This is a genomic window from Mucilaginibacter sp. UYNi724 (assembly GCF_054057495.1).
In genome coordinates this window covers 512324-520680 of record NZ_JBSRZI010000002.1, presented here as the reverse complement: position 1 = coordinate 520680, position 8357 = coordinate 512324, and the positions used below count along the sequence as shown (strand labels likewise).

General features: G+C 41.8%; 8 protein-coding genes and 2 tRNA genes. 5 read left to right on the top strand and 5 right to left on the bottom strand.

Going from position 1 to position 8357, the window contains the following annotated elements; all coding sequences use genetic code 11:
- The coding region (locus tag ACVW0P_RS05255; RefSeq protein WP_457131150.1) for a glycoside hydrolase family 125 protein at positions 1–126 on the top strand (126 nt) is incomplete at its 5' end.
- 48 nt (positions 127–174) lie between these two features.
- Entirely contained in the window at positions 175–2646 is a 2472-nt protein-coding gene (locus ACVW0P_RS05250; protein WP_457131142.1) for a glutaminase domain-containing protein, read from the top strand.
- Between the two features lie 81 nt (positions 2647–2727).
- On the opposite strand, the gene ACVW0P_RS05245 is transcribed toward ACVW0P_RS05250, so the two are convergent.
- The 3 genes from ACVW0P_RS05245 to ACVW0P_RS05235 form a co-directional block, all read right to left on the bottom strand.
- A complete protein-coding gene (locus ACVW0P_RS05245) occupies positions 2728–3606 on the bottom strand; it encodes a hypothetical protein (protein WP_457131141.1) in 879 nt (292 codons plus the stop codon).
- Positions 3607–3795: 189 nt separating this feature from the next.
- A tRNA-Leu gene (locus ACVW0P_RS05240) sits at positions 3796–3877 on the bottom strand.
- Between the two features lie 83 nt (positions 3878–3960).
- A complete protein-coding gene (locus ACVW0P_RS05235) occupies positions 3961–4749 on the bottom strand; it encodes a helical backbone metal receptor (protein ID WP_457131140.1) in 789 nt (262 codons plus the stop codon).
- A 56-nt stretch (positions 4750–4805) separates the two neighbouring features.
- On the opposite strand from ACVW0P_RS05235, the gene hscB reads away from it, so the two are divergent.
- From hscB to ACVW0P_RS05220, 3 genes are all read left to right on the top strand, one after another.
- Positions 4806–5348: a Fe-S protein assembly co-chaperone HscB gene (gene hscB / locus ACVW0P_RS05230; RefSeq protein WP_457131139.1), complete on the top strand. Its 543-nt coding sequence runs from the start codon at positions 4806–4808 to the stop codon at positions 5346–5348.
- Between the two features lie 78 nt (positions 5349–5426).
- Positions 5427–5506, top strand: a tRNA-Leu gene (locus ACVW0P_RS05225).
- 828 nt (positions 5507–6334) lie between these two features.
- Positions 6335–6964 carry a hypothetical protein gene (locus ACVW0P_RS05220; protein WP_457131138.1) on the top strand — a complete coding sequence of 210 codons (630 nt, stop codon included), beginning with the start codon at positions 6335–6337 and terminating at the stop codon, positions 6962–6964.
- Between the two features lie 198 nt (positions 6965–7162).
- Here the strand turns inward: ACVW0P_RS05220 and ACVW0P_RS05215 are convergent, their stop codons facing one another.
- Both ACVW0P_RS05215 and ACVW0P_RS05210 read right to left on the bottom strand, forming a co-directional pair.
- On the bottom strand, positions 7163–7579 hold the full coding sequence (locus ACVW0P_RS05215; protein ID WP_457131137.1) for a DUF892 family protein: 417 nt from the start codon (positions 7577–7579) through the stop codon (positions 7163–7165).
- 400 nt (positions 7580–7979) lie between these two features.
- Complete coding sequence (locus ACVW0P_RS05210) at positions 7980–8345, bottom strand: VOC family protein (protein WP_457131136.1); 366 nt, start codon at positions 8343–8345, stop codon at positions 7980–7982.
- Positions 8346–8357: the final 12 nt, after the last annotated feature.

Here is an 8357-nt window from a genome sequence, read left to right as displayed (position 1 = left end):
ATGCACGAGTCATTCCACAAAAATGATCCTACTAAGTTTACCCGTAAATGGTTTGCATGGGCAAATACGCTGTTTGGCGAATTACTTTGGGAAACATACACACAAAAGCCACAATTATTAAGCTAAATCGTTAAATTGCGGTTCAATTTTAAACTGTCAAATTAACATCTAACTATGAAAAGCACTTTGAGAATCGCCTGCCTGCTTGCAGGTGCGTTTATAAATCAGCATGCGCATGGGCAGGCTACTAAGGCCCCGGCGTATCCGCTAATAACGCATAACACGTATTTTAGCATCTGGTCTAATACCGATAACCTAAACGAGTCGACAACCCATCATTGGACAGGTAAAAACCAATCTTTATTGGGACTGATAAAGGTTGATGGCGAAACTTACAGGTTTATGGGCCAGCAGCCAGTAACATACCGCACCGTTTTGGCAGATGGCGAAACCAAACCATACAGCGTTAAATACACTGAAGTGATCCCTGCCGAGGGTTGGGAGAAAACAGGTTTTGACGATAACGCCTGGAAAACAGGCACCGCGCCATTTAGCGATGATGCATCATTGGCAAAAACGCTTTGGAAAAGCCGCGATATATTTGTGCGGCGCACGTTTACTTACACAAAATCAGAACCTATAAATAAGCTTATTTTAAAGCTTCACCACGATGATGATGCCGAGGTGTTCCTGAATGGCGAACGGATCAACCTCAGTAAAGGCGCAAACGGCGACCTGCTGCCGGTTAAGATAGATGAAGGTGTTGCAAGCAAACTTAGAGAAGGTGAGAACGTGCTGGCTATGCATTGTGTAAACACAGGTGGTGGCGCATGGCTTGATGCCGGCTTCGCAGATGAAGTTAAACCTTTGGATACCAAAGGCCTTAAAATGGCACGCCAAACCGGTGTGCTCATCAACGCTACACAAACCATTTATTCGTTTTCCTGTGGCGATGCCGACCTGAAAGTTACCTTCACCTCGCCATTATTAATGGATAATCTTAACCTGCTTTCGCGCCCGGTTAGCTATGTTACTTACAGCGTAAAGGCAAACGATGGCAAAAGCCACGATGTGGAGGTGTACTTAGGTGCATCGGCAGATCTGGCCCGCTATAAACCAAACCAGGCAGTAACAGCTCAGAAATTGACATCAGGTAACTTATCGATACTTAAAGTTGGTACTAAGGAGCAGCCCATCCTGCAAAAGAAAGGTGATGATATGCGTATCGATTGGGGATACCTTTATGTAGCGGCGCCTTTAGCATCCAAAGCATCGCAATACATCACCAATGATGATGAGGCTGCAAGCTCTTTCATCAATAACAAAAAAATATCTACCACTCCCGGCGGTACTTCTGTGTTCCTGAATACCGTTATTCCTTTTGGTAAGGTAGGCAGTGCATCTGTAGAGAAATTTATTGAATTAGGTTACGACGATATATACTCGGTTCAATACTTCGGTAAAAATCTAAGGCCGTGGTGGAACCGCGATGGCAAGAAAACCATCATCGGCGAACTTAAACAGGCCACTATCGATTACAAAGCCGTCATGGACAAATGCGTAGCGTTTGATAACGCCATGAATGTTAAAGCATCAGCATCGGGTGGGTTAGAATATGCCAAACTATGTGCTATTGCCTATCGCCAGGCCATTGCCGCACATATCCTTGCGCGCAGTCCAAAAAACGAAGTGCTTTGGTTATCAAAAGAAAACTTTAGCGGTGGCTTTATCAATACGGTTGATGTTACTTATCCATCTGCACCATTGTTCCTGATTTATAACCCTAAACTTGCCGAAGGTATGTTGAACGGCATTTTTGAATTTAGCGAAACCGGTAAGTTTAAACACCCGTTTGCCGCGCATGATCTCGGTACTTATCCGTTCGCCAACGGCCAAACCTATGGCGAGGGTATGCCGGTAGAGGAATCCGGCAATATGCTGTTGCTTACCGCGGCTATAGCTAAAGCAGAGGGCAATGCCTTATTCGCCAAAAAACATTGGGCAACACTTACCACCTGGACAAACTATCTGATTAAAGAAGGCCTTGACCCGGCCAACCAGCTTTGTACCGATGATTTTGCAGGCCACCTGGCGCGTAATGCGAATTTATCATTAAAAGCTATTAACGGCATTGCAGCGTACGCTATGCTTGCCGATATGCTGGGCGATAAAGCTACCGCAGCAAAGTATCACGCAACTGCTAAAGATTTTGTAGCTAAATGGATGAAGATGGCTGATGCCGGCGACCATTACTCGCTGGTATTTGAGAAGCCGGACACCTGGAGCCAAAAATATAACCTGGTTTGGGACAAATTGCTAAACCTTAACATTTTCCCGAAAGAGGTTTACACCAGGGAGATAAAATATTACCTTACCAAGCAAAATGAATACGGTTTGCCGTTGGATAGCCGCAAAACATACACAAAATCCGACTGGATAATTTGGACGGCAACGCTTGCAGACAATCCTGCAGACTTTAAAGCATTAACAGATCCAATCTATAAATATGCTATCGAAACCCCGTCACGCGTGCCTATCAGCGACTGGCACGAAACTACCGACGGCAAACAGGTAGGTTTCCAGGCGAGAAGTGTGGTTGGCGGTTATTTTATGAAAATGCTGGAGCAGCAGTGGAAGAAAAGATAAATAGACAATCCCCCAAAGATCAATAACAGTAAAGCCCGGCGCACAAACATGCGGCCGGGCTTTTTAATTAACTCACATTGATCAATCAGGAATATTGTAATACGCCTTAACCTCCTGGTAATTAGCTAAGTTTGGCCGTTTTGCTGCCGTTGGTGCTGCAGTGCCGCCCGGTATAATGATATAACGGTATTGGATTATCGTTGATAATGGCACAGTGTTAGAATTATCGAGCGTGAAACGGGTTATTACAATTTGCTTAAGCTTAGGTAAAAAGGAAATGATATTTGCTTTACCACCTGCATAACTGTTGTAAGGCAACGGAATTACGCCACCGCCATAATTTAAATACAACAATACCGTACCAGAATTTAGAATGGGAGTAGTAAGCGCCGGCACGTTAAGATGCCCCACCTTAATTGCAGAATTATCCACAATGCTATCCTTAAAGTTAGCTGCGAAACTCCAGCCCGAGTATATTACGTTCGCACTTCCCGTAGCGCCTGTTGCACCTTTTAACGATACTGCAATACCCCAGCCCGTGCTAATTTTAGGCCCGTAGAATGACGAACTGTTTTTATCAAGGTAATAGTCGCCTGTGGCGCCAAGGGTTGCGGCAGGGGCTCCTGCACCGTCCAGGATCTTACTGCCGGCTGTGCCTGTAGCACCCTTAGCACCTTTTAAAGATACACCGTCGCCCCATCCTGCGTTTGTTTTTGGCCCGTAGAACAAACTTGTGGCAAGGTTAATATAAAAGTCGCCGATAGCACCTGTGGTTGCTGCAGGTGATACGGTGCCGCATAAAACGGTATTGCCGTCGGTACCTTTAACGCCTGTTGTGCCCTGGGCACCTTGCGTTCCGGCATCGCCTTTTGGGCCTGCCTCTTTTGAGCAAGAACTGATAATCGCGCCTGCCATCATTGCTAAAAGCAATGGCTTTGTAAATAGTTTTAAAGTTTTCATAGTGTTTTTTTTGATATTAAGCACAATATGAGCGGTTTAATTAAATGGTTTTAATACAATGAGTGGATGGTGCGTTTGAATTAGCGAATGCGTCTGCATCATGAGGTAACCTTTTGGCTTTAGGTTGCACGTGGCTTTGTAAGCACAAAAAAAGCCGCTAACTTATTCAGTTAACGGCTTTAAACTTTGTGCGGAAGAAGGGACTCGAACCCCCACGCCTCGCGGCGCCAGATCCTAAGTCTGGTGCGGCTACCAATTACGCCACTTCCGCGTTTGGTTTTTTAAGAGAGTGCAAAGATAGCGTAAAATGCAACATATTAAAATTCAATTATACTTTTTTATTTATCTGCCTCATTACATTGATGTTAATTTATCTATAAGCTTATTAAAATAGCCCGGCGAATGCAATAAGCGGCTTCCGTACCATGAAAACAATTCGCCATCAACCAATAATACTTTGGCATCCGGCAGCATCTTCTTAAACTCGTTAATGTGTTTTTGGGCGAAGGGGTAGGGTTCTGATGAGAGCAGTATCACATCCGGCCTTGCCGCTTTGATTTCATCAATGGTTAACTCCGGGTAGCGGCCTGCCGATAGTACGTTTGTTAAGCCGCATAGTTTAAGCATGCTGTTTATAAAGGTGCCTTGCCCTGCGGCCATGTAAGGCTTTCGCCAAATAAAATAAGCTACACGCGTTTGTTTGCTTATTGGTTTAATGTATCCAAACCGTTTAAATATTTCGTTAGATATTGCCGAGGCTTCGGTTTGTTTGCCGGTTACTTCGCCAAGTTTATTGATCATGCTGAGGGCGCTGTGCAGGTCGTGTATATCGCTTACCCAAACGGGGTAGTGGCGCATTAGCTCTTCAACCTGGCTTTGCTCGTTTTCTTCTTTGTTAGCTATGATCAGGTCGGGCTTTAGCTTATAGATAGCTTGCAGGTTTAATTGCTTGGTGCCGCCAACTTTGGCTACCTGTTTAACTTTATCGGCCGGGTGGATGCAGAATTTGGTAATGCCAACAATTTGCCCGCCCAGGCTAAGGTCAAATAGAAGTTCGGTTTGGGATGGTACAATGGAGATGATTCGCCGCGGAGTATCGGGCAAATTAACGGCATTGTTCATCTGGTCGTAAAATACCGGCATATAGTAATTTCGGCTTTGTTATTGTGCTAAGGTAAATTAAATTTCAGCCATCAAAAATGAGTAGTTTTGTACCGATGAATTATTTTGAATTTTATAACATCCCGGAATCCTTTAAGCCGGACGCCGCACAGATAAAAAAACAGTTTTACGCTTTAAGTAAACAGTTTCATCCCGATTTCCATGCCAATTCGGATGATGAAAAGCAGCAGGAAATTTTAGAGCTATCCACCCTAAATAATAAAGCTTATCAAACCTTAAGCGACCCAAATAAGACCCTCGAATACATTTTAAAACTCCACGAGTTGGTAAGCGAAGGTGCAAAACCGGCGCTCCCGGCAGATTTTTTAATGGAGATGATGGACATTAATGAACGTCTTATGGAAATTGAAAACGCAGAACAATTTGGCGCTATTGGTGCCGAAGTTGCTGCAATTGAGGGTGATATGACCGAGGAGCTAAACGGCGTTACAAGCGATTACGAAACCCTTAACGATACCGCAAAAGAAGACAGGCTAAACCACATTGCAAATATTTACTACAGGCAAAAATATCTTTTGCGAATTAAAGAGAGTTTAGATACATTTGCAGCCCGCTTCTAAGCAAAAGACTTGCTTAAGAACATGCCCAGCTGGCGGCCCCGATAGCTATCGGGGTGGTAAACGAGCTGGTTACAACATGCCCAGCTGGCGGAATTGGTAGACGCGCTGGTCTCAAACACCTGTGGGAAACCGTGCCGGTTCGACTCCGGCGCTGGGTACAAAGCCTCGATGAAAATCGGGGCTTTGTTATTTAGTATAATCACTGTTGGAAACTGTGCCGGTTCGTCCCGATAGCTATCGGGACCGGCGCTGGATACAAAGCCTCCAAGGAAGACAAAATACGAAGAAGCAGCAGACTGCAACTGCCTCATTGCCATGGAGCAATCCAAGCACACGAAAAATTTTGTGTACTTACCAAATAATAAATGCCGCGCTCGATATAAAAATATTTACGAGCGATGCAAAGATATTCGACCTCAAAACCTCTTTCTCCAGATATATGTATCGGGAATGAAAAGCGTATAAGCGAAAGGAAATCGTTAAGAGAACCTATTAAATCATAAAACTGTCTTAATATGATGCTTGCTTAACAATCCGTTTGGCAGTTGATCAACTTAACATCACTTCGATGCGGCTTTTTCGTAATTCTTTTTGTTGCAAAGAAATATTTGCCCTGGCATCTTTGGACTATAATAAAAACAGTTAAGTGTTATTTGAATTAACACAGTTTGAGCGAGTACGGCCATCTTGATGATGAATAGACATATGAATCAGTAAAGGTATTCAAAACTTATTGATGACATGCTGATGCGTAAAGCAGAATAGATTTAGTTCTTTTTTCAAAAAATGCATAACTTTTTATAATTATGTTCTATTTAATAAATACCTATATTTCGAATCTGATACGATTAATAATGAAAATGACTATTATATCAACAAAAGCAATATTCACCGTCTTATTGCTATTAACGCTAAGTTTTGAATCGTTCGCCACATGTATAGTTATAAGAATTAGTCAAAATCGATTTTACATTGGAGCTGATAATATGAGATACCTTGGTAAAGGAATTAATCAAAATATCCGCAAAATCCACCAAGTAAAAAAAAATTGGTTCGCTGTATCTGGATGGAATGACTTCTATTTAACAGCCATCGCAAATGAATCATTGATGAAATTTAATGATTTAGATATAGCTTCTGAACATTTTGAAAATGCGATGGGCGACTTTTACCTATCCTTTCTGAGTCAATTTAGTTTGAAACGAACCTTAGACAGGTTTCCTCCTAATAATAACTTATTAGGAAGGGTTAGCTTCATGGGGTTTAAATATAATAAAGCTTTTTTAAAAACTGTAGTCTTTTACGTTGATGTAGATAATGGTGGTCAAATATCAATTTCCCACCAATCGACAAAAAATCAATACTGTTATATGGGTATTACAGATCATATTAAGCTTTTGAATGAAGGCGAGATTTTAATCGCTATGAAAAACGATATTTCAGCATTCGATTATATTAAAAGGATGGTATTGTTTGAACAAAGCTATTACCCAGACAAAATTTCCAAAACTGTTGATTTGTTAAAAATAAGCATCACTGGCCATACTTGGATAGCAAGGAATGATAGCGTTGAACCAATAAAAGACTTTATGGCTGTTAAAAAGGTAACTAAATAAAAATTGGCATTCTAACTTGGATAATGCGGATGGTCTGGATAATACAGTAATAGATAGGGAACTATAGAGATTATTTTTACCTGTCGTTTGAAATACGTTAGCCTAAACTGCCTCCGTTAAGTATTCTTCCGCAACGTGGTGGAACAATTTAGCATTATCGTGGCTCATATCCATGCATTGCGCTATTAGGTGCTGGTATTATTGGTATGCTAATTTTTGGGCGATCATGTTTAGGATCCTTCCCGCACCTATTTGCATGTTTTCTACAACATTCATGTACAAAATAATCGACATATCACTTTGATAATGTGCGTCTTCCTGATAAATTATCTGGGTAAAAGCTTCTTCGATAATTACGTTCATGCCAAGGCAGCACTCCGTTAATGCGGACTCGTTAAGTTGCGAAAATACCGATTTCAAGCATTTTAATTGCTCGTTAGTATCATCCAATTCCTCGCTTAAAGCAAGAACAAGGACCCCGAAATTGGCATGGCTGATAAAAATTGGGATGCTTTTAATAAGATGATGTTTCGCCGCATATAAGATGCTTAACTGATTGATAAAAATTGTACGAATAGCCGAAGTACCCAAGCTGTTGGGATAAGTAATTTTCATTTGGAAGGGAGTAGTAAAGATGTATATGGGTAACAGGATCGGCGTAGTCCCACAATGTACGTAATTATTTCACGCGATAGGCAAAACGTTTCTTAAGCATATTATCCCGCAAGTTTGGTGGCGCTATTTTGTCAGTCAGTACAAAATTTTAAATATTTGATTATCAAATATTTAAAATTTTTTCAATGCGGTCACGGCCGTGAACGTGAACATTTAAAATATAATAGGCATGCAAAGCACACGTATGCGAAGATTGACAATTATTATTATCAATCGCTCAAGAATGTTAAATTTGATCTCACCAGCACTTACCAGGAAACGGAGCATTTTTCACTCACCAAATCATTTCTGGATAACCCCAAAGCATACTTGCGGCATTCAATGGAGACTGAAGAATAGTCTATTTCACAAATTCGCCAAAATGCCACAGCACTCCCGATGGATCGTGCACGAAACACTCCTTGCCCCAAGGCTCGGTTTTGATAGGGGTTAGCCTTACATTTTTATGCTTGCCGGGCAAGTCTAAAGCCACAAGTTCCTGCCAAAACCTTTCCACGTCATCTACCTCCATAAAAAGCATGGTGTTGTCTATCCAGTCTTTTACATAGAAATCTTGCAAGTAAAAGCTTAGCGTGCCGCTTTTAAAAACCGACATATTGTGCGATAAAACGGTTTCCTCAAAGCCAAGGTCGCGGTAAAAGCTGCGCGAAATTTTAAAATCTTTAGCGCCGATAAACGGGCGGAGGGAGATGCCTTTATGTTCCATGTTGTTGATTTT

Excerpts from the sequence above, each read along its gene's own strand:
- hscB (WP_457131139.1), top strand. The coding sequence starts at position 4,806 with ATGAGTAGTTTTGTACCGATGAATTATTTTGAATTTTATAACATCCCG.
- ACVW0P_RS05210 (WP_457131136.1), bottom strand. The coding sequence starts at position 8,345 with ATGGAACATAAAGGCATCTCCCTCCGCCCGTTTATCGGCGCTAAAGAT.
- ACVW0P_RS05220 (WP_457131138.1), top strand. The coding sequence starts at position 6,335 with ATGAGATACCTTGGTAAAGGAATTAATCAAAATATCCGCAAAATCCAC.
- ACVW0P_RS05245 (WP_457131141.1), bottom strand. The coding sequence starts at position 3,606 with ATGAAAACTTTAAAACTATTTACAAAGCCATTGCTTTTAGCAATGATG.
- ACVW0P_RS05250 (WP_457131142.1), top strand. The coding sequence starts at position 175 with ATGAAAAGCACTTTGAGAATCGCCTGCCTGCTTGCAGGTGCGTTTATA.
- ACVW0P_RS05235 (WP_457131140.1), bottom strand. The coding sequence starts at position 4,749 with ATGCCGGTATTTTACGACCAGATGAACAATGCCGTTAATTTGCCCGAT.
- ACVW0P_RS05215 (WP_457131137.1), bottom strand. The coding sequence starts at position 7,579 with ATGAAAATTACTTATCCCAACAGCTTGGGTACTTCGGCTATTCGTACA.